The organism is Proteus columbae (assembly GCF_002777965.1).
In the GTDB taxonomy this organism is placed as follows: Bacteria; Pseudomonadota; Gammaproteobacteria; order Enterobacterales; family Enterobacteriaceae; genus Proteus; species Proteus columbae.
In genome coordinates this window covers 126,114-148,569 of the sequence record NZ_NGVR01000002.1, presented here as the reverse complement: position 1 = coordinate 148,569, position 22,456 = coordinate 126,114, and the positions used below count along the sequence as shown (strand labels likewise).

The window sequence follows — 22,456 nt, the reverse complement described above, 5'->3', positions numbered from 1 at the left end:
TAAGATGGCGGTCGGCAATAGCAGGAGAGAAAGGCAATGTCTTTTAGGCACTTATCTCGTTGTCATTATATATTTTCTACCTTTTTTATTTTAGGTTTGTTGCTTATGGTTTCTCCTTCAATACAGGCAGCAGATACTCAAGTAGGATGGCAGCAGTTTAAAGAGCGCTATATTCAGGATGATGGGCGAGTTATAGACAGCGCTAACAAAAATATTTCACACTCTGAAGGTCAAGGCTATGGCATGTTAATGGCTGTGATGAGTGATGATCATGAAACATTTAATAAGTTATGGCGCTGGACAGCCACATCTCTTTATCGTGGCGATTTAGGTTTATTTAAATGGCGTTATGAGCCAGAAAATAGTGAACATACCCCTGATCCTAATAATGCAACAGATGGTGATATCTTAATTGCGTGGGCATTATTAAAAGCCGGTGAGAAATGGAATGATGAAAGTTATCTTTCAGCTTCTGATTCTATTCAACACGCTATTTTGGAACATACTTTAGTTAAGACAAAAAACTATACTGTACTTTTACCGGGTATTAATGGCTTTAAAACACCAGAAGAAATTATTATTAACCCATCCTATTTTATTTTCCCTGCATGGAAAGATTTTTATCGCACAAGTAAAGATGTTCGATGGAAAGCGTTAATTAATGATAGCCAATCTTTACTTAGAAACATGCGGTTTGGTGAGTATCAATTACCAACAGACTGGGTAAGTTTGTTTCCGGATGGAAAGATAGAGCCTAGTGAAAAATGGCCTGCACGATTTAGCTTTGATGCAATACGTATCCCGCTTTATTTAGCTTGGGCACATGATGAATTAGCATTACAACCCTTTGTGCAGTATTGGCAGCAATTTGATCGTTATAAAACTCCTGCTTGGGTAAGTATTGATGCTCAAGAGCGTGCTGAATATAACCTTACTCCCGGTATGATGGCAGTAAGAGATTTAACGATGAAAACACCTATTGAAGATGTTGATTTAAGTAAAGATACAGATTATTACTCTTCGGCTTTACACTTATTAGCGGCATTTGCTCAAAACGGGCAATAAGTATATTTAGTTAATTTGAATAATAGATAGCTTAAATTCCTTTTAATACAAAGAGGCATTAAGTTATCTGTTTTTTATATCGATAGTACTAAAAAGATAATTCTATAAATTATTTATACTTATTCGATTTTAATAAGTTAATTGTAATTCTCTATCTCTATTTGTTTATAACGTTATGTTATTTAAATAATAAATAAACTTTAATCTATGATCTAAGAATAATTTATTTAATGATATTTATGCTAAAGTTACCTCAATAACTTGATAATGTTATTAATATGATTTCTCATCAACAATAGAGGTGGATAAATGAAAGTTTCAGCACGCAATCAGTTAGTCGGTAAAGTTGTTGATATTATTGAAGGTGCAGTAAATAGCGAAGTGATTTTATCTTTAGCTCACGGCGAGAAACTAGCAACTATTATCACCAAAGAAAGTTGTGAAAGCTTAAACATTAAAAAAGACGGTGAAGCTATTGCCATTATTAAAGCGCCATGGGTTGTTTTGGCATTGCCTGATTGCGGTTTAAATTTCTCTGCACGTAACCAATTTGTAGGTAAAGTGACTCAAATCGTACAAGGTGCGGTGAACTCTACTGTGCATTTAGAAACAGCTAAAGGTTTAGAACTGACTGCTGTTATTACAAATGAAAGCTTACAAGAGATGAAGCTGGCAAAAGGCAGTGATGTTTTAGCGCTAGTGAAAGCATCAAGTGTGATTGTTGCAACGCGCAAATAATTGTATGTTTATTTTTTGAAATAAAGAAAGAGGCTAAATATTTAGCCTCTTTCTTTTTGATATTACTTATCTTTTGGGATTTATTATCCCGATCATCTTTTATTTAAGTAATAAAAATTAATTATCTGTACCACCAGCGACTTTCAGTTTGTCATAGATATAATTTTTATAACTGTTAACTAATTTCTCATCTTCACAGTCATTTAATTTACCTTCACATAAGTGGCGCATTTGAATGTTTGCTTTGTAGAAAGGGGATAATGGCAAACGAGCGCGCTCTAAGAGCATACCACCTAAGAAGCTAATATCAGTTAATTCACCCGTTGTTATTGGCGCACCTTGAGATAGGTTGTCTCTTAAGGTGAACTGAGTAATATACGCAGGGTTATTAAAAGGTGACTGATAATTTTTTAGCTCAATATTGGGTTGGTGATCACCAAAATAGAGAAACATCGTCGGTTTTTCTCTTTGTGCAACAAAATTAGAGAAATCTTTAATTGCTGGATCACTGGTGATAATTTTCTCCATATAGTGGCTAAATTTACCCGGTGCATTACTGCTTTCTGTATGACCTGTAATTTGGTACTGATCTCTGTGTGATTCATCATAAGGGCCATGCTCATACATGGTTAATGAGAATATAAACAGTGGCTTGTCAGTACGTTTTTTCAGTACCTCTTCAACGTAACCCAGCATATCTACCGTTGATATTTTCCAGAGATTTTCTTCTAATGTTCCCGGATAGCCAAGCTCTTGAGGTTGAATGATTTCATCAATTCCCATTTTTTCATAAGCGTAACCTGCATGGTAAGCACTACGATTAAACGGAGTGAGCAAAACCGTGTAATAACCTTCGGCTTTTAGTTGGCGGAATAAACTCTCATTAAGATTATCGACAACAAAATAGAATACGGAGTTTTTACGTGCACCAAAATCATCCGTATTTAACCCTGTTAATACAGAAAATTCAGAAAGCCAAGTACCACCACCAAAGGTTTGTACACGTAAAGGGCTTTGCGCACTGACATCTTCATCTTTTTGGAACATAAATAAATCAGGTAGTGCAATATCTGTATCAAATTGATAAATATGAGGATTAACTGTCGATTCTTGTAATAAAATGACAATGTCTGGTTTTATGTCTGTCTGTGTTTCTGGCAATACAGTTTTGTTCGCTTGTTCAAGGAAATAATCTGCATTTTCATTGAAATAAGGAGGGTGATAAGCCGTTTGGTAGCCAGACATTATTAAATTAGTGACAGTACCTCGTCCTCCTGGAAGTGTACCTTCCCATTCAGCTTGCCATTTTTCTACGGTGAAATGGATAGTGGTAAACCCAATGACCATTAAGAATAAGCTACTTATACGCAAAGCTGGGCGTGATTTTTTGGAAAAATGCCAAGCAATAGACATATTGATAAAAAGCCATATTAGCATCGCAACTAATGCAACGCCGGCTTCCCAATAATGGCCTAATGTCCCTAAATTAGAGCTATCAAAAGCTAAATCAAAGTCAGAGAACATTAATGTTTCTTTGTAATAATGGACTTTGAGTTGATTAATAAACTTAGTTATCAGGAAAAGTGTGCCAGTGGTAATAACCGAAAATAAGACACGAGCTGATAAAATAAAGCAAAGAGAAAAAAGAATAAAATAAGCACCGACTGAAAGAAGTGCAGTATAAATAAACGTTGCTTTCTCAAAAACAATAAAGAGTGAGGCAATAAGAATAAGTGCAAGATAAGCACTTCCTAATATTTTTTTCATATCTCTTCCGAGTATAGTGATAAAGAATAAAGGGGATATTTTACAAATATTGTAGGCGATAACCTTAAATAGGCTAAATAACTTTATTTAGCCTAAGTTAACATCTGGATTTAGAATAACCCTTTGTCTCGTAAAATATGAAGATCTTTTTTGCGGCGAGTAAAACCAGTGCGGTCAAAATACTCTAAGATTTGTACGGCTAATTTACGTCCAACAGATAACTCATCACGGAAATCCGCAGCGGTGACACTGCCATTACTTTCATTATATTTCACAATGATAGACGCAAATTTTTCTATTGATTGGTGTGTATAGTAGCGGTCAGCAATAATCGGAATAATTAAACCTAATTGTGCCGCTTTACGTAATAATGAGCGGATCACTTTTTCATCATTTTTCATTTCGTTGGCTAGATCACGTACCCACCAAGGTTCGGATTGCTCAAAATAGATTTTTGCATTTTGCCATAGCGCATCTTGTTCTGGAGAAAAAGCAAGACCATGGGTTGGAAGATGAAGCCAACCACGACTTTGGCTAATAGCACCTTCTTTACGTAATTGATCAATTAAGTAATAGACTAATTCATCATGATAAGTAGGTAGTGCCATCCGTTTTAAACGAGAACGACCCACGCCCATTTGATCATTATGTTGTTGGTGATATTCCTCAAGTGTATCGAGCAATTTCTGTTTTGCGTTATAAGCATTCTCTTTAGAAAGAATAACGCCAGCAATGCTCACTAGGTCAAAGGTTTCTAATAATTGAGCCAGCGCACTTTCAGTTAATTGTTGAGCCCAAGAAAACTGACTTAAAGATAGCTCACCTTTTGGTAAACATAACGCTAAATTGGCACTGACGCTGTCTGCACTATTAAGTTGGTGTAACCAAGTTAAGAATTCGGCTTGTCGTTTACCTCTACGAGGCGAATGCAAATATAATACTTTCGCTGCGGCTAAGGTGCGTTGAGCACTGATATCACGCAAGATAAGTCTGTCGTTATCCACCAGCCAAAGAGGTTCATCAAGAATAAGCTCCGCTAACTGTGGTGTTTCACTAGCATCATTTAAAAGAGCAACGCGACCCGTAATATGACGTGTACCATGGTGAATATGTACAGGTTGCCAATGTTTTAAAGGTTCATCCGCAATTAAACTGACTAATATTTTATGAGACTGATAATTAGGCGCTTGAGAAAGCAACCAGTCACCACGAGAGACGTTTTCTTTACTGACATCACCTGTGATGTTAATTGCGATACGATGACCTGCACCCGCATGTTCTACGGGCTGATTCTGTGCATGTAAGGCTCTTATTCTTACCGGTTTATCTGCGCCTGTTAGCCAATAGGTATCGCCAACAGAAATTTGCCCCGCAAGCGCAGTTCCTGTGACAACTAATCCTGCACCTTTAATGCTAAAAACACGGTCTATTGCTAAACGAAAACGCTTATGCCATTGAGGGTGTTGTTGTTCTTGCTGGTGCAGACCAACAAGATAGTGGCGAAGCTCTGCAATCCCTTCCCCTGATGGGGCTGAGGTGACAAAAAAGTCAGGTTTTTGCCAGCCTAAATTGGCTAACATATCCGTTGTTTGAGAACGAACTTCTTCAATTCGTTCTTGGGTAACACGATCTGCTTTGGTGAGAATAACGGTAACTTGAGGACAGCCAGCAAGACGTAAAATAGAAATATGTTCGATGGTTTGTGCCATAACACCATCATCACAAGCCACAATTAATAGCGCATGGGAGATCCCTCCGACACCTGAGAGCATATTGGAAAGGAATTTCTCATGACCGGGAACATCTACAAAACCAATTGAAGTTCCATCGTCTTGACGCCAATAGGCATAACCCAAATCAATGGTCATGCCTCGTTTTTTCTCTTCAGGTAAATGGGTAGTATCTACCCCAGTAATAGCCTGTATAAGTGTGGTTTTTCCGTGGTCTACGTGACCTGCTGTCGCAAAAATCATAGTAAAAGTGCCTGTATTAATGCATTTTCATCCTCAAGACAGCGCAGATCAAGCCACAGGCGACCATCAGTAATTCGACCAATAATCGGCTTTTCTAAATTACGCCAATGCGCAGCTAACGCATCTAACTGGCTACCTTTTCCATCTTTGGCTTCAAAGGTAAGTGCTGCACTCGGTAAACTTTCAATAGGTAACGAACCGCTGCCTATTTGAGAAGCACATGAGGATATCGTGATATGGTAATTATCCCCATAATATGCCTGAAAATGAGGCAATAACCGTTGCGCCATGTCATTAATTTCTGTTTGTGTCCGAGTTAACAAACGTAATGTCGGAATTTCAACAGCCATTTTTTCAGGTTGCTGATAAAGGCGTAAGGTGGCACCTAAAGCAGCTAATGTCATTTTATCAACACGCAATGCACGCTTTAAAGGATGGCGTTGAATAGCCTCAATCCACACTTTTTTACCTAAGATTATCCCCGCTTGTGGGCCACCTAATAATTTATCACCCGAGAAGGTCACAAGGTCGATCCCTTGTTGCAGATAATCTTGAGGCATTGGCTCTGAAGGTAAACCTAATGCGGCTAAATTAGTCATTGAACCACTGCCTAAATCGATAGCGGTCGGTAAGTTCATCTCTTTACCAAGAGCGGCAAGTTCATCGCCATGTACTTCGGCAGTAAAGCCTTGAATACAATAGTTGCTAGTATGAACTTTCATTAGCAAACCAGTATTCTCATTAATGGCGTTACGATAATCTTTAAGGTGAGTACGGTTTGTTGTTCCCACTTCTTTGAGTGTACAGCCTGCTTGTGTCATCACATCGGGAATACGAAAAGCGCCGCCAATCTCAACTAATTCGCCACGAGAAACAACAACCTCTTTATTGGGTGCAACAGTTGCGAGCATCAGTAAAACGGCAGCTGCGTTGTTATTAACGATACAGGCATCTTCTGCCCCCGTTAGTTCACATAACAAATCAGCGATAGCACGATCACGGTGTCCTCTTGCAGCACCATCAAGAGAATACTCTAAGGTTGCTGGTGAACGCATAACTTGGCTAACCGCTTCAATGGCAGATTCTGCCATTAATGCACGCCCTAGATTAGTGTGTAAAACGGTACCTGTTAAATTGAAAACAGGTTTAATCGAGGATTTTCGTTGTAATGTAATGCGATTTTTTAATTCATTCGCCCAATGGTTATGCCATTGTGGTAATTCGTTTTCTTGACGAATAATGATACGCGCTTCTTCTTGTAACTTTCGTAAATGCTCTGCAATAAATGTCTGACCATAAGAAGCCACTAGGGCTTGAATGTCGGCTTGGTGCAGTAACTTATCAATAGACGGTAGTTGGCTGTAAAGTGAGCGCATATCATTTGTCATGCTAATACCTAATTATTATTCATTTGGGAACAGGAATGGATTAATGCTACTACGAGCAAAGCCTTCTTCTTCCATTTTTGCATCAAGAACAATAGACGCTAAATCGTCAGCGATAGCATCCACATTGGCATCTTTTTCTTGATATAAAATTTTCAGATAGCTTCCACAATCACCACAACTTTCTGCTTTCACTGGGGCATTTTCGCTATCTAAAGACCAGTAATTTAATTTACCTGTTAATTCACAGTTGGTGCATTTAATGCGTACAACATGCCACTGAGTTTCACATAAATTACAGTGTAAATAGCGTAAACCTTGTGTTGTGCCGATTTGTACCATGCTTGCCACAGGCATACTGTTACAAACTGGGCAGAATTGGCGATTTTCACCATATTCTGTTTTCGCCTTACCGGGAATATTCGCTGCTAATTGTGCCCAGTAAAGAGATAATGCAGCCCAAATAAAGACAGATTTATCTGCTGAGACTTTTGAATATTCGTCATTGAGCAATGCCGTTGCCATCTCTTCTAATTCAGTTTCAGAAGCTTTAGAGAGATTTTCTAAGGTGATAGTGGCACTTTCAGGCACAACGGGACGTAATTCAGCAATAATTGAGGCTAATAAAGTATGCCAATGTTTACTGCGTTTGAATGTTTTTCTATCTAAAGGCGCGACACCGACTTGCTGTGTAAGGAGTGGGGCAAGATCAACGACTAATGGATTGTCATGAAGTGCTTTTTCTTGAGCCTTGACAATTTCTGCCGCAAATTCAAGGTAGTCTGCGAAAGGATTATCTTTTGCTAGTGTTTGGAAACGTTCAGCACGACGTTGATAAAGGTTTTTCAGATTCGGGAATAATACGGGTGGAATAAAACTAATCCCTTTTTCTGATTGCTCTTTGCCTAATTGCTCTTTAGGAACGATGCGAATACTCATAACGTTCTATCTTCCTATTATCATAAATTTTATAGTGAATACCCACAGGGTTTGGCTTCAGAATAAATCAAAAGCAAACATGAAGCCATGACAGTGGGTAATAATAGCGTGATTTTATTGTTTTTTTTACGTCTTAAATGCGGGCGTAAACTAAATAAAAAACGGAGGCTAATCAAGCCTCCGTTTGTTCAGAAATACACTTTAAGGCATTATTTCTGTGACTGCTTTTCGGCTTCTTTTTTCTCTTCTTCGAGAATTTCACGATACCAACGAGGGTGGTGCTTTTTAGCCCAACCGCGAGTTACCCAGCCTTCAATCATGCTACGAATTGAACCTTTTACCCAGAATGCCGCATAAGCGTGAACAAATACGGTGATTATCAGTAAGATTGCTGATAATGAGTGAACTAATAAGGCAATTCTAATAACTGGGATCGAGAAATACTCAGCGAAATAAGGACGCCAAATAATAATGCCACTGACAGTAAGTAAGATAAGGCTGATACTTAACATCCAGTAAATGCCTTTCTGACCTAAATTGTAGTGACCGATATCGCCAGCTTCTTCATTTTGTAGCACTTTATGAATATTTTTAGCCCAGACTAAGTCATCTTTATCGATAAAGTTATACTTCAAGTATCTGAAGAACATAAAGATAAAGAGAATTGCCATAGCACTACCCACAAATGGGTGTAACAGACGCGACAATTCTGGTGTTCCTAAAATATTCATGAACCAGTTCAGAGATGGGAAGAAGAAACCCAATCCGCTGATTGCTGTGAACAGAAAGACAATCACAACGACCCAGTGGTTTATACGCTCTGATGCGGTATGGCGAAGAATTTTATCACCTTTCTTCTTCATCATTTCTGCTCCTCCTTATTCACAGAGGTCTGTGTTTTAGAAGATGCTTCCATCTCTTTGAGTGCTTCTTCTTCATCTTCTTCAGTTGTACGGTTTGGACCGACACCTAAATAGTGGAAAATAGCGCCCGCGAAGGTTGCGGCAAAACCAACAGCAGCCAATGGTTTCCAGATGCCTTTCCAGAATTTAACCGTTGAGCTAATTTCTGGGTTTTCAGGTAAACCATGATACAGGTTTGGTTTGTCAGCATGATGGAGAACATACATTACGTGTGTACCACCCACACCTTGTGGATCGTAAAGACCCGCGTTGTCATAGCCACGAGTTTGCAGCTCTGCAACACGTTCACCAGCAAGATTGAGCATCGCTTCTTTCGAACCAAAATGAATCGCGCCTGTTGGGCACGTTTTCACACATGCAGGCTCTTGACCTACTTCTACACGGTCAACACATAACGTACATTTGTAAGCACGGTTATCTTCTTCATTAATGCGAGGCACGTTAAAAGGACAACCGGCGATACAATAACCACAACCAATGCAGTGTTCTGATTGGAAATCAACAATACCGTTAGCATATTGAATGATTGCGCCTTCTGCTGGGCATGCTTTTAAACAGCCCGGATCAGCACAGTGCATACAACCATCTTTACGAATTAACCATTCCAGCTTGCCGTTCTCTTCAACTTCAGAGAAACGCATCACTGTCCATGATTTTGCCGTTAGGTCAGTTGGGTTATCGTAAACACCTACGTTAGTGCCAATTTTATCGCGAATATCGTTCCATTCAGAACAAGCAACCTGACAGGCTTTACAGCCGATACAGGTTGTTACGTCGATAAGTTTTGCCACTTCTTCCTTGTAATCCCGCACCTGAGGCGCGGGAGTGAGGGAATTGGTAGCAGAGCGACGAATAATGTCTTGGGATTGCAGTGACATAATTTATCTCCTTACACCTTTTCCACATTAACAAGGAACGCTTTAAACTCAGGCGTTTGTGTATTCGCATCACCAACGAATGGCGTTAACGTATTCGCAATAAAGCCTTTCACTGCAACACCTTCAAAGCCCCAGTGAATAGGAATACCAATGGTATCCACTTTGCGCCCATCAACATCAAGGGTTTTAATACGTTTAGTGACCACTGCTTTCGCTTTGATATAACCACGTTTTGAGCTGACTTTAACGGTATCGCCTTGAACAATGCCTTTTTCTGCGGCTAAACGTTCACCAATTTCAATAAATTGTTGTGGCTGAATAATCGCATTTAAGCGCGCGTGTTTAGTCCAGAAGTGGAAATGTTCTGTCAGACGATAAGTTGTACCGACATATGGGAAATCTTCTGCTTTACCCATATCTTTCCAGTCATCTTTAAAGACACGCGCTGCTGGGTTTGAAACCACATTTGGATGCAGTGGGTTAGTACCCAATGGTGTTTCAATTGGCTCATAGTGTTCAGGGAATGGGCCTTCTGCCATCTTATCGATAGCAAACAGACGTCCCATACCTTCCGGCTGCATAATAAATGGACCAACATCAGAACCCGGTGCAGCGTTGCTATAGTCAGGTACATCAATACCCGTCCATTTGCTGCCATCCCATTCGATTAACTTACGTTTAGGATCCCATGGTTGACCTTGTGGGTCTGCCGATGCGCGGTTATAAATAATGCGACGGTTAAGAGGCCATGCCCATGCCCAACCTAATGTATTCCCTAATCCTGATGGATCGGAGTTATCACGGTTAGCCATTTGGTTACCTTTCTCTGTCCAGCTACCTGCGAAGATCCAACAGCCACTTGCTGTTGTACCATCATCACGTAACTGAGCGAACGAGCTAAGCAGTTGACCTTTTTTCAGAATGATATTGCCATCAGCGTCTTTTAAATCAACTAATGCTCTACCATTACTTTCTTGTGCAACTTCTGCGGATGTTGGATTATCAGGATCAAAGTAATCCCAAGTCATATTCAACACCTGTTCTGGCATCGCACCGCCTTCTTCTTTGTAGAGTTGGCGTAAACGATGGAAAATACCAGATAAAATCTCAGCATCAGGGATAGCAACACCAGGGGCATCACCACCTTTCCAGTGCCACTGTAACCAGCGACCAGAGTTAACGATAGAACCGTCTTCTTCTGCGAAACAGGTTGTTGGCAGACGGAAAACTTCAGTCTGAATATCTGCTGTTTTAACGTCGTTCTCTTCACCGTGGTTCTGCCAGAAACACGAGGTTTCAGTATTTAGCGGATCCATAGTGATAAGGAATTTCAGTTTTGATAATGAACGAACAACTTTGTTCTTATTCGGGAATGATGCAACTGGGTTAAAGCCTTGGCAGATATAGCCGTTGACTTCACCTTTATCCATCATGTCGAAGTATTGTAGAACGTCGTAAGGTTTATCCCACTTAGGTAGCAGCGAGAAGCCCCAATCATTATCACGTTGAGCATTATCACCATAGAATGTCTTCATCATACTAACGAAGAATTTAGGATAATTGCCCCAGTAGTTAACTTGCCCCGGTACTGTCGCTTTTGGCGTATTTGCAGCTAAGTAGGTTTCTAATGAAGTCTGCTTTTCAGAAGGCAGAGTCATATAGCCTGGTAAGCTTTGAGATAATAGACCGAGGTCAGTTAAGCCTTGAATATTAGAGTGACCACGTAGTGCGTTAACACCGCCACCAGCCATACCCATATTACCTAACAGTAATTGGATCATTGCCATGGTACGAATGTTTTGAGCACCAACGGTATGTTGAGTCCAGCCTAATGCATACAGGAAAGATGCTGTTTTATCTTTCGCTGCTGTTTCAGCAATATATTCACAGACTTTTAAGAAATCATCTTTTGGTGTACCACAAATCTGAGTAACCACATCAGGCGTGTAACGGCTAACGTGTTGTTTTAACAGATTCCAGACACAACGAGGATGTTGTAATGTGGTGTCGCGTTTTGCGAAACCATTTTCATCCATCTCGTAGTTCCAAGTGGTTTTATCGTATTTACGTTTTTCTGCATCATATCCGCTGAATAAACCATCATCAAAATGATAGTCTTCACGGACAATCAAGCTAGCATTGGTATAAGCCTCAACGTATTCTTTTTGATATTTCTTATTTTCGAGCAGATATAAGATAACGCCCGATAAGAACGTAATATCAGTACCAGAACGGATAGGCGTATAGAAATCCGCAACAGCCGCAGTACGGGTGAAGCGAGGATCAATAACAATGAGCTTGGCGTTATTATGGATTTTAGCTTCCATCGCCCAGCGGAATCCCACAGGGTGTGCTTCTGCCGCATTACCGCCCATAACGACGATAAGGTTGGCATTTTTCATATCAACCCAGTGGTTGGTCATCGCACCGCGACCAAATGTTGGAGCAAGACTTGCTACCGTTGGTCCGTGTCAGACACGCGCTTGGTTATCGACAGCCAGCATCCCAAGAGCTCTTGAGAATTTCTGAGTTAAAAACCCAGTTTCATTGCTTGCTGCAGAGGCGCAAAGCATACCCGTTGTTAACCAACGGTTGACTTCTACACCTTCTTTATTGAATTTCTGGAAGTTGGCATCGCGGTCTTTTTTGATTAAGCGCGCAATACGATCAAACGTTTCTTCCCATGAGAGTTTTACCCATTTATCCGAGCCGGGTGCTCGGTATTCTGGGTGTTTTAAGCGACCTTCACTGTGGATGAAATCCACAAGACCAGCACCTTTAGGGCATAATGCACCGCGGTTTACTGGATGGTCTGAGTCACCTTCAATATGGAATATTGTTTCTTTTGCGTTTTTCGCGCCATCGCCCAGACTATACATTAATAGTCCACAACCGACAGAACAGTACGTACAGGTATTGCGGGTTTCGCGGGCTCTCAGTAATTTATACTGACGTGAGCCTGCTAGCGCAACTGCTGGTGCAAAACCGAGCGCCGCCGCTGTAGTACCTGCCATACCGCCAGCACAGATCTTAAAGAACTGTCTTCTGCTGACCTGCATGGGGTCTCTCCTCATCATACATTGCTTTTACTGACTCTAATTTTCTTCACGAAAATGGAGCTGATTGTTTTTTTATTCCTATTATCCTTAATAGGATCAGGTTCATTGCCTGATAGGTAGTGTAAAATCGTTTTACCCGTATTGTTATTATGTATTAATAAATTTAGGAATTCATCTTATGGATGAAACAAAATCGACAAAATTGTTAACTAAACGTGTAATCGTTGGCGTAGATCAAACAATTGTGCAACACAAGGGATCTCTAAACAGACAAGAAGACGATTATATTGCACTCGAAGTTCCTGTTGCATTAGTGTACAACGGAATTTCTCACGTCGTTATGATGGCAAGCCCTAAAAATTTAGAATTGTTTGCTGTCGGATTTTCTTTATCCGAAGGCATTATAGAATCATCTAATGAAATTCGCAGTATCGAAATTGTGGAAAGTTGTAACGGGGGCATTGAAGTTCAAGTTGAATTATCAAGCCGACGCTTTATGGGATTAAAAGAGCGACGCCGCAATATGACTGGTCGTACTGGTTGTGGTATTTGTGGAACTGAACAACTAGAAGAGATTTTTCGACCTATTACACCGTTACCTTTTACACAAACATTTTCACTTTCAAATCTTGATAAAGCCTTAGAGCAGATGACAACCGTTCAAGAAATCGGAGAGCTAACGGGTTGTACACATGCTGCTGTTTGGTTGTCGCCAGAAGGTGAAATGCAAGGAGGATGTGAAGACGTTGGTCGTCATGTTGCGCTTGATAAGCTTTTAGGTATGAAAGCACAAGAAAAGTGGAATGAAGGCGCGGTATTAGTTTCAAGCCGAGCAAGCTATGAAATGGTACAAAAAGCCGCTATGTGTGGTGCGGAAATTTTATTTGCTGTTTCTGCTGCAACCTCTTTAGCTGTTGAAGTTGCTAATAAATACAATGTTACGCTGGTGGGTTTTTGTCGTCGCGGAAGAGCTACGGTATTTACTCATCCGCAACGACTGACTAATTGACTAAGTAAAATGAAATTTTTAAAAATAGGTGCCATCGTTTCGTGTAACGATTGATACCTATTTCATTTTCTCTTTTAGGGCCACAATGCACCTAATTTATAATCCCACTCTTTAGGTTTGATGGGGATACGCCCTGCATTTGGGGTAAAGGTCATTTCACTAAAGATAAGCTTATTTTCAGACATTAAAAAATCAACTCGACAATAATTAAAGTCATTTGCCATTTTAGCGGCTAATTGCAACATATTTTCAAATTGAGTTGGTTTTTCAACAAGTTCTGGTGTGTTCGGATCTTCTAATGTGATGGGTTGTAACTGCCAATTTGTATCGTACACATTTATATACTCATTCCCTTTGGTATCAGAAATATCAATTTCAGCATAATGAGGCTGACCATTGAAGCAGTGAAGACGACAAGTTGTTGGTATCATTGGTTTTTTTGTATCAAACAAATCAATATATTCTTCACAGATAATTCGAGCTTTGATGTTTTTATAGTGCCATTCACGAGTGACAGGATAGAGATTACGTTTTAAATGAAATTGAAGCTTTTTCTTTGCTTTTTCAAAATCAAAAGTTGCTTTATCAAGGCAGATGATTGTACTACCACTATCATGATTACATTTGAGTACAAAACGTGAAGGAAGTTGAGTGATATCGATTTCATCAGGATGAGAATAAGTGTTAATGATAGGAACCAGATAGTGTGGACCAATCTTTTCTATTACATAATCTCTTACTTTGATTTTATCTGCTAAGCGCGTATAAATTGGATTTCTATCGAATAGCATACGTGCATTTATTTTTTCATTAAGTGACGTCGGTATTTTAAAGTTTGGTTGATAGCCTAAGTTACGAATAAACTTATTCTTTAAATACACACGATCAGGCAATGCGATAGTTCGAAATTGTTTGAAGTAATATTCTATGATTTTCATAAGCTAATGATTATTTTAAATAGATAAGTGAAATAAAAACTAACTTTTCTTTGAATTAAATTTCTATATAAAATAAAGAAATAATTAAATTAAATAGAAATTAAGAGAATAATGTCAGTTATTGATATTATTATATTTTTTATTTATATAAACTCAGAAAGTATTAATTTTGGTTAATATTCAAAGTGCTTATTTTAATAAAATAAAAAACGAAGACATTAAGAGAGCGTTAACAAAAAGGAGTATTGATTAAGAGTATATTAATTTGATGACCATTTAGTTATATGAATTGGTTTATCCCAATTATTAAAGCGTAATCCTTTACCTGTTCTATTTCCGTGAGCATCTAATATCTCATAGTACTCTTCAACGATTTGGCTACGGCCACGTTGCCATTCATTGGTTGTTGCAAAAGGATCAATTAAATAGATATCACCAACAACAGTATATAATTCACCTAAATAGCGAATTTTCTTCGTACTACTATTTGAATAGTGGGAAAACATGATTTGGTAGGTTTTATAGTGTTCTGGCTGACCATAAGGGCCATATTTCATTGCAATATAACGAATACCTTGATGATCAGAATGGCTTGCACCACCCGGAACAGGCATATCTGGTGTGATATTAAAAAGAGTATATCGAGAGGTGGCAGCCGGTTGTCTTAATGCTTGTCGATAACTTTGTGTATTTAATCCAGATGCTGTCCATGTTCTATCCACTAAGCCATCTCCTGCCAAACAGGAAACAGATAATCCTAATAATGAAAGAATTATAAATAGGGACTTAGCAGACATAAATACTCCTTAATTGCCATTATGATGCCAAAAAATAAGGTATTTGTTCCGTGAAACAGAGATGTATAACCCTGTTATTTCTTGCTGTTATCTTATTTCATTCCAAAAGGTTATCAAAAATAGAGAATAATTGATTATTAATGCATTTTTTTGGTTATTAATTTTATTTATTTATTTTATGTTAGAATAATAATAAAGGAAAATAATGTAGGATTAATAATTAATTATGGATACCCGTTTATTGAATGCTTTTGTTGTTTTAGCTGAAACAGAACATTTTGGTGAAGCCTCATCAAGGCTTTGTATTAGCCAACCGGCACTCACTAAACAGATAAAAACGCTAGAATCTCAATTAGGTATCACTCTTTTTCAACGTGGGCGTCATGGTGCAAAATTAACACCTGAAGGGCAGTATTTACTGAGTCAGTCTCGGTCAGTTTTAAGAGAAGCCCGAGTTCTAGAAAAACAGGCTCGTCAATTAAGTGAACCCCAAAAAGCAGAACTTTATGCAGGGTTTGGTTTGTCCTCATTAAATTTTATTACACCATTATTGGCAAAATTTAATCGCGCTCATCCTGATATTACCGTTCATGTTGATGATATGCCTTCTAATACAATGGAAGATAAATTGCTTTTAGGTGAGCTTGATCTTGCGTTTTCACGTTTACCCGTTACTGCGCCATTAAAAGGCATTTCATTAGCACAAGAGCGATTGATGTTAGCAATCCCTACGCAAACGATTATGGTGTTAGAATCGGATGATGATCCATTACACTACTTTAATACGCTTGGGCTTATTCAGTTGGTGCCTGAAAAAGGAAAAAAACTGTACCAACAAATCCATGATTTTTTGCAACATCATCAAATCAAACCTCGTGTATTACAACAATCGCAAGATATTCAAACGCAGTTAGCGTTAGTTGCTGCTGGATTAGGAATGGCATTGGTACCTAAAAATGCAGAACTTATTTGTGACAAACAAAAAGTCACTTTATTGCCACTGTCTGGTTTGTATACACAATGGGAAATAGGTGTTATTTGGAATAATAATATTCAGAATAAAGATCGTGATATTTTTATAAAAATAATTTCCGAGGAAATAAATAAAAAATAATGAATGAAAAAGGTTTTTGATTTTAGAAATGATTATATTTCTAATATATAACTTATAATAAAGCTAAAACATCTAATAAATATTAATTAGTTTTAAAAGAAATAAAGATAAATAATTGCGAGTTTGTTCACAAAAATAAACATGAAATATTTATTGATTTTTTATGTATTTAAATAAAAAATTAAGTTAAATCATTTAATTAATTTAATTCTCATAATATAAATAAGGTTAATTAAAATCTCTGTAATTAAAATGTGTTATTTACAATGAAAGCGATTTATTTAATATTACCTACGTCCAACACAGCAAGCTTTATATCCGTAAGTGAAGCTGTAAAGATAAAATATAAATACTTCTGTAAGTGGCTACTTGTTATTTATAATAAGTAGCCACACCCTCAAACTAATAATAAGGAAGTTATTATGAAAAAACATAATAAATTAGTCTGCGCACTATTTGTATTAATGGGTACTCATGCTGTACAAGCAGAAATTCATTCTAATCAAAGCGGGCCATTAAGCACCATGAGTGTAGGTCCGAGTGATGCTATACAACGTGGTCATAGTCAAATACCCGGTGGAGAGCCAGGTGTTGGTATTAGTACAGTAGGAGGTGGAAAAAAAATTGGTTTTGCTTCGTTAACATCGCCAATGATGGGTGGTAATGCAGATAGCCATGGCGTTTATACAGTTCAATCTAATCGCCAACATAGTGATATGGGGGTTTTTCATTTTGCTAAAATCACGGATGCCAATGTCTATTTTGGTGATTGGGCAAAAACAACATCAGCAACGGATGCAACACACCAAACCTATTATGTGGGTAAAGATGTCACAACCACATTACCAACAGATAGCGCAACTTATACTGTAACGGGTATTAGCCAATACAGTGGTAGTAACCTATTTTCAGGTACATTTGATGTTGATTTTTCTCAAAAGAAAATCGAAGGTTCATTGGCGAATAGTCAACGTACTGTTGAGTTAGAAAGTGGAAATCTTTATACCGCAAATAACCAAGTGACGTTTTCGGCAGATGCGAAGGAAGGCACAACATCAGGGGTTGTTGAAGGTGCCTTTTTTGGTGAAAGTGCTGAAGCGTTAGCGGGTATTGTGGTGTTTAGTTCGGATCACACAAAAGATATCGGTTTTGGTGGTACGAAAAATAGCAGTGAAAGCGAAGAAACGACAGCAAGCACGGATGCTTCTTAATCGTTTAAATGTAGCATTATAATTATATTTGGTAAAACAATCGGTTAATTCTTTAAATGTGGTATTAGTGGTCATTAAGCTAATTTTTAGCAACAGATAATCAGGTATAGGGTTATCTGTTTTTTTTTATCAAAAATAAGCCGATCTTAAGGAATAGAACGGTTTTTATTATAAGGATATACCATGCGTTATTATCAAAAACGAATGGAATTGTTTTTTATTATCAGTGCGTTATTTTTTCCATTAAAAATAAACGCCAAAGAAAATAATTCTGTTTTGACCTCTTATTCTTCACCTCAACACCAAGTTGCTCAAATAGGTCAACAACTTTATCGCGCTTTGCAACAACAGCAGTGGAAAAAGGCTGAAGAATTATTACTGAACTATCAACAATTACCTTTACATGAAACACTATTAATTGATTATGCTAAAGCGCTTTTAGCCCAAACAAAGGGCGATTTTTTACAAGCTGAGTTTTATTATCAGCAACAACTTAAGCAAAAAGCCGATTTTATCCCAGCGCAAACAGGCTTAATTCAGCTTTATTTTCATTTGCGAGAATATAAAAAAGCACAGCAACAACTTAATCAATTGAGCAATGTTGTTGATTTATCTAAAAATATTACCCAATCTATTGAGTTTTATAAGGTTAAATTAGCCTCTTATTTTCAAGGCCAACGTTTTTATCAATTTAGCTTCTTTTATAATAATAATATTAACCATGCACCTGATTTAGCTGAACAAATTGTCTCTCAATCTACCCAAAGCAAAATGACGCTAAGAGGGGCAAAACCCATTGCATCAACAGGTCTTACTCATTATTTTTCTTTTTATCAGCCTTTTATCATTCATTCTCACCATACTTTTTCTTCTTATGCTTATGCTCGATATATAGATTATCACTCTCACCGTAGCGCTAACTTTTTTGCATTATATACACAACTAGGTTATCGCTATCAAAAACCTCAATATCAATGGTTAATAACACCCTATTACGAAATAAAAAAAGCACAGACTCAATATGAATATCAAGCATGGGGAAGTGAAACAAAAATTTCTTATTTGATTAATAAAAATCAAACTATTAATTTAAGTTTTGATTATAAAATAAAGAAATATCAAGAAGAGTTAAATAATTTAAATAGTCAGCGACTTAGTTATAGTGCTAACCATGACTATTATTTTAATAATAAAATACACTTAGTTAATCAATTAAATTATCAGTTGGGGCGAAAAAAAAACACTTTATTAAATTATCAGCAGTATGGTATAAAAACTGGCGTTTATTATCCATTGTCAGTGAATTGGCATATATCTTTTTTTTTACAATATCAATTTAAACACTTTAATAACTATAATCCTTTATTAAAAAAGAGAAGAAAAGATAATAGCTTTGTTTTTACAACCAATATTAAAAATAAATCCCCTTTTGTTTTAGGGTTTTACCCCGCAATAGAATTACGTTATACCCGAAGATTAAGCAATGTGGATTGGTTATATCAGTATCAGCAACATGAAGTGTTATTTAAATTAGAAAAACAATTTTAATTAAATAAGTTACTTCCTTTATTAATTGAATAGGTAAAACAATGCATATAATGCTTTTTAGAAAGCGGAAAATTGTTTCAATCTTCGTTTCTCTCTCGCTATTTTCCCCTTGCTTTTATCTGCAAGCCAAAGAAGATAAAACCGATCTTGGTCATATTCAGATTTCAGATAATAAAGAAAAAGATAAACAAGGTTATTCACAAGTTTATGAGAAAGATGTCTCTAATGTTTATTTAGGCAAAGAGTTATTAGAGCGTTATCAAGGTGTTTCTCCGGCAGATTTACTAAAAAGCGCCATTGGGGTTTATAGTGGTGAAGCGCGTAATGGTGGGGCGCTTGATCCGAATATTCGGGGTATTCAAGGACAAGGTCGTATCCCGGTTACTGTGGATGGTACAGAGCAAGCAATTACTGTTTATCGTGGTTATAGTGGTGCCTCTAATCGTAACTATATTGATTCTAACCTCATTAGTAGTATCTATATTGAAAAAGGTCCTTCATTAACACCAGATATGAAAACAGGTATTGGTGGCGGTATTGCAATAAAAACACTAGATATTCGTGATATTGTGCCTATTGGTGACTCTTTTGGAATTAATTTTAAAGGGGATATTAGTAATAACGCTACACGGTATAAAGAAGTTTATTTAGATATGCTTGAAGATTATCGAAAATATTCTCAATTTCATCATAAAGGAACAAAAATTAGTGATCCTGCTTTAGAAATCACGCCTCAAAAAGATAAAGATTGGCGTTTTCATGATCATTCATTTCGTCTAGGCGTTGGGTTTGAAAAAGAAAATTTTAATTTATTATTTGCTTATGCATTGCGAGAAAAAGGAAATTATTTAGCAGGAAAAAGAAATACAAAAGCTTATCTCGAAACCGATAATATGAAATCAATTCATTCTAATGATTATAAAGTAAGGTTAACACCTTATGTTCCTTTTATTGCTCATATTTATCGTCCTGGTAATGAAGTTCCTAATACCTCTAGTCGTAATCGTTCCTTTTTAGTAAAAGGAACATTATTTCCTGAATCAACACATCGTTTTTCAATTAACTATCGATACACAGACTTACTGTTTGGCGATATTATGCCTCTACGTTTAAGTTGGGCTCGTTACGAAAAAAACTTAGTAAATCAATGGCCATTAGCAACGATTAATCAACAGGCGGGAATATTAACTTATCAGTGGAAGCCAGAAGATAAGAAAGCTGATTTACTGTTACGGCTATGGGGTAACTTAACATCTGGACATACCAATACTCGTGGTGGTGAACCAAGGGTGCCCAAGAATATCGATTATGGTGATATGTTTGTATCTAAATTGGATCTAAAAACAGATATTCGCTTTATTGATACTTCTTCTCTGTACCAAGAAAATAACCGTTACGGTATTGATTTATCTTCGATATTTAAATTATCACCTCAATTTTCTATTTCATTTTCCAGTCATTATCAATTTGAAAAATTAGATAGTGATGAATTGGAATTACCTGCAGGTTTTGATTTTGTTACCTCAGGGCGCGCAGGGCAACGTCATGAAATTAATTTAGCCCTTTCCACAGATTGGAAACCTCTTTCTTGGTTAGCTATTACTGCGGGAGGGAAATATCACTATTATCATTTAACAGACACTTTTTTAAATAATAAGCGGAAAAATAAAGTAAAGGGTTATGAGAAATCTCCCTCAATAAGAGGCTTTATTCTTCCTTATCGACGCACATTAACCGCTGAGGAATATTTATTATATAGAGCAATTCATCGGATTGATGTGGAGACGTTACCTGAAGAGCTTAAAAATTACCGACGTTATACAGAAATGGATAAAAAAGTACGTGATTTTCAACGATCTAAAATTGTTTATCCTGAATATGAAAATTTATTACCTGAAATAAAAGAAAAGATTATTAATAATAATGAAGTTAAAAGAATTCAGATTGATATGATGCAAGATGATTTTCTTCATGATGAACAAGGAAATCTCAACATAAAATCTTCTCAAAAACGCCCTATGACCACGGAATATACGGTGTGGACTTATGACAAAAATGGTGAATTACCTAAAAGTAACAATATGTTCTTAAATGGTCATCTTAATATCAATGAAAAAGTGTCCGATCCAATTACCGGTAAACTAGTTAATAAATATGAAATGGGTGTGACAAATCCAATCCCTATTTATTTAGAAGATAGCCAAGATGTCTTTGCACCAGAGCCAAGTTATCAACATGGAGCATTTTCACCTCTAGTTTCTGCGACGGTGTATGCCAACGAGATATTACGTTTTTATGGACGTTATACTGAGCAACTGCGTTTACCTAATTTATTTGAAGATACTAGCGGATTTTCAGGCTCTAAAGCCCGTTATTACGGTTTTAAATTAAAACCAGAACGAGCCAAAAGTACAGAGTTTGGGATTGTGTTTGATTTTACCGATTGGCTTAATGTAGAGCGCCATGCTGACGTTAAAATTAATTATTTTTATACCAATATCGAAAATGTGTTTGATAGAGATGCGAATTGGCAGATTAGGCAATTTGAAAAGCAAAAATTAGAAGGGCTGGAAGTTCAAGCTCGTTTTGATAACGGTTTTATTTTTATGGATACCGCTCTCGTTTATAGTCATAAAAATAAGGTATGCGATAAAAATGCCTTTAGTAACTATGATCCCTTTGGTTTCTTGGGTATTAAAGAGTGTATGACAGGAGGGTATCCTGGTGGTTTTTTACGTACCTCTATTCAGCCTAAATATTCAGTTAATTTACATTTAGGGACTCGTTGGTTAGATAATAAATTAGAAGTTGGCAGTCGTTGGCTCTATTCATCAGAAGTGGAAAATAAAGATGAAAAATGGCTAAAAGAAAAGTTACCAAGAGAAATGTATGGTCAAAATAATAACCCGATGCGTTGGGCAAAAGTCTTTACCGTTGATGCCTATATTAACTATCAATATAGCCCTAATTTATCTTTTGAAATAACGGGCAGTAATTTATTAAACGAATATTACATTGATCCATTAACGCGATCAGGTATGCCTGCACCGGGAAGAACGTTCCGATTAGGTGTTACTGCACAATTTTAATTAAAAGAGAGTAAGGAGCTTTT

The 22,456-nt window shown here is 37.2% G+C and carries 16 protein-coding genes; 7 read left to right on the top strand and 9 right to left on the bottom strand.

What is annotated here, in order from left to right; all coding sequences use genetic code 11:
• Window positions 1-36 precede the first annotated feature (36 nt).
• Together CBE70_RS00690 and CBE70_RS00685 are read left to right on the top strand one after the other, a co-directional pair.
• Complete coding sequence (locus CBE70_RS00690) at window positions 37-1,065, top strand: glycosyl hydrolase family 8 (protein WP_100157800.1); 1,029 nt, start codon at window positions 37-39, stop codon at window positions 1,063-1,065.
• Between the two features lie 309 nt (window positions 1,066-1,374).
• The gene (locus CBE70_RS00685) at window positions 1,375-1,803 is read left to right on the top strand and encodes a TOBE domain-containing protein (RefSeq protein WP_100157799.1); all 429 of its coding nucleotides are present in this window, start codon (window positions 1,375-1,377) and stop codon (window positions 1,801-1,803) included.
• 117 nt (window positions 1,804-1,920) lie between these two features.
• Here CBE70_RS00685 and CBE70_RS00680 read toward each other — a convergent pair whose 3' ends face one another.
• From CBE70_RS00680 to fdnG, 7 genes are all read right to left on the bottom strand, one after another.
• Entirely contained in the window at window positions 1,921-3,570 is a 1,650-nt protein-coding gene (locus CBE70_RS00680; protein WP_100157798.1) for an LTA synthase family protein, read from the bottom strand.
• Window positions 3,571-3,680: 110 nt separating this feature from the next.
• Window positions 3,681-5,543: a selenocysteine-specific translation elongation factor gene (gene selB, locus CBE70_RS00675; RefSeq protein WP_100157797.1), complete on the bottom strand. Its 1,863-nt coding sequence runs from the start codon at window positions 5,541-5,543 to the stop codon at window positions 3,681-3,683.
• Window positions 5,540-6,931 (bottom strand): L-seryl-tRNA(Sec) selenium transferase, encoded by a 1,392-nt coding sequence (selA, locus tag CBE70_RS00670; RefSeq protein WP_100157796.1) that lies wholly within the window; start codon window positions 6,929-6,931, stop codon window positions 5,540-5,542. The genes selB and selA overlap by 4 nt, the downstream gene beginning before the upstream one ends.
• 15 nt (window positions 6,932-6,946) lie before the next feature.
• The gene (gene fdhE / locus CBE70_RS00665; RefSeq protein WP_100157795.1) at window positions 6,947-7,867 is read right to left on the bottom strand and encodes a formate dehydrogenase accessory protein FdhE; all 921 of its coding nucleotides are present in this window, start codon (window positions 7,865-7,867) and stop codon (window positions 6,947-6,949) included.
• Window positions 7,868-8,076: 209 nt separating this feature from the next.
• A complete protein-coding gene (gene fdoI, locus CBE70_RS00660; RefSeq protein ID WP_023583347.1) occupies window positions 8,077-8,733 on the bottom strand; it encodes a formate dehydrogenase cytochrome b556 subunit in 657 nt (218 codons plus the stop codon).
• Window positions 8,730-9,668 carry a formate dehydrogenase subunit beta gene (fdxH, locus tag CBE70_RS00655; protein ID WP_006534310.1) on the bottom strand — a complete coding sequence of 313 codons (939 nt, stop codon included), beginning with the start codon at window positions 9,666-9,668 and terminating at the stop codon, window positions 8,730-8,732. The genes fdoI and fdxH overlap by 4 nt, the downstream gene beginning before the upstream one ends.
• Window positions 9,669-9,679: 11 nt before the next feature.
• A complete protein-coding gene (gene fdnG, locus CBE70_RS00650) occupies window positions 9,680-12,727 on the bottom strand; it encodes a formate dehydrogenase-N subunit alpha (RefSeq protein ID WP_157925983.1) in 3,048 nt (1,015 codons plus the stop codon).
• A gap of 178 nt (window positions 12,728-12,905) precedes the next feature.
• Between fdnG and fdhD the strand changes: the two genes are divergently transcribed.
• Window positions 12,906-13,736, top strand: coding sequence for a formate dehydrogenase accessory sulfurtransferase FdhD (fdhD, locus tag CBE70_RS00640; RefSeq protein WP_100157793.1), 831 nt, complete (start codon window positions 12,906-12,908; stop codon window positions 13,734-13,736).
• A gap of 74 nt (window positions 13,737-13,810) precedes the next feature.
• Here fdhD and CBE70_RS00635 read toward each other — a convergent pair whose 3' ends face one another.
• Together CBE70_RS00635 and umoA are read right to left on the bottom strand one after the other, a co-directional pair.
• Window positions 13,811-14,674, bottom strand: a complete 864-nt coding sequence (locus CBE70_RS00635) for an ATP-grasp fold amidoligase family protein (protein ID WP_100157792.1) — start codon at window positions 14,672-14,674, stop codon at window positions 13,811-13,813.
• A 260-nt stretch (window positions 14,675-14,934) separates the two neighbouring features.
• Window positions 14,935-15,471 carry a UmoA family flagellar biogenesis regulator gene (gene umoA, locus CBE70_RS00630; protein WP_100157791.1) on the bottom strand — a complete coding sequence of 179 codons (537 nt, stop codon included), beginning with the start codon at window positions 15,469-15,471 and terminating at the stop codon, window positions 14,935-14,937.
• Between the two features lie 226 nt (window positions 15,472-15,697).
• Here umoA and CBE70_RS00625 point away from each other — a divergent pair, with 226 nt between their 5' ends.
• From CBE70_RS00625 to CBE70_RS00610, 4 genes are all read left to right on the top strand, one after another.
• A complete protein-coding gene (locus CBE70_RS00625) occupies window positions 15,698-16,585 on the top strand; it encodes a LysR family transcriptional regulator (RefSeq protein ID WP_100157790.1) in 888 nt (295 codons plus the stop codon).
• Window positions 16,586-17,007: 422 nt separating this feature from the next.
• Complete coding sequence (locus CBE70_RS00620) at window positions 17,008-17,796, top strand: Slam-dependent surface lipoprotein (RefSeq protein WP_100157789.1); 789 nt, start codon at window positions 17,008-17,010, stop codon at window positions 17,794-17,796.
• Window positions 17,797-17,979: 183 nt separating this feature from the next.
• Window positions 17,980-19,344: a surface lipoprotein assembly modifier gene (locus CBE70_RS00615; RefSeq protein ID WP_100157788.1), complete on the top strand. Its 1,365-nt coding sequence runs from the start codon at window positions 17,980-17,982 to the stop codon at window positions 19,342-19,344.
• 41 nt (window positions 19,345-19,385) lie between these two features.
• Window positions 19,386-22,433 carry a TonB-dependent receptor domain-containing protein gene (locus tag CBE70_RS00610; RefSeq protein ID WP_100157787.1) on the top strand — a complete coding sequence of 1,016 codons (3,048 nt, stop codon included), beginning with the start codon at window positions 19,386-19,388 and terminating at the stop codon, window positions 22,431-22,433.
• Window positions 22,434-22,456 lie beyond the last annotated feature (23 nt).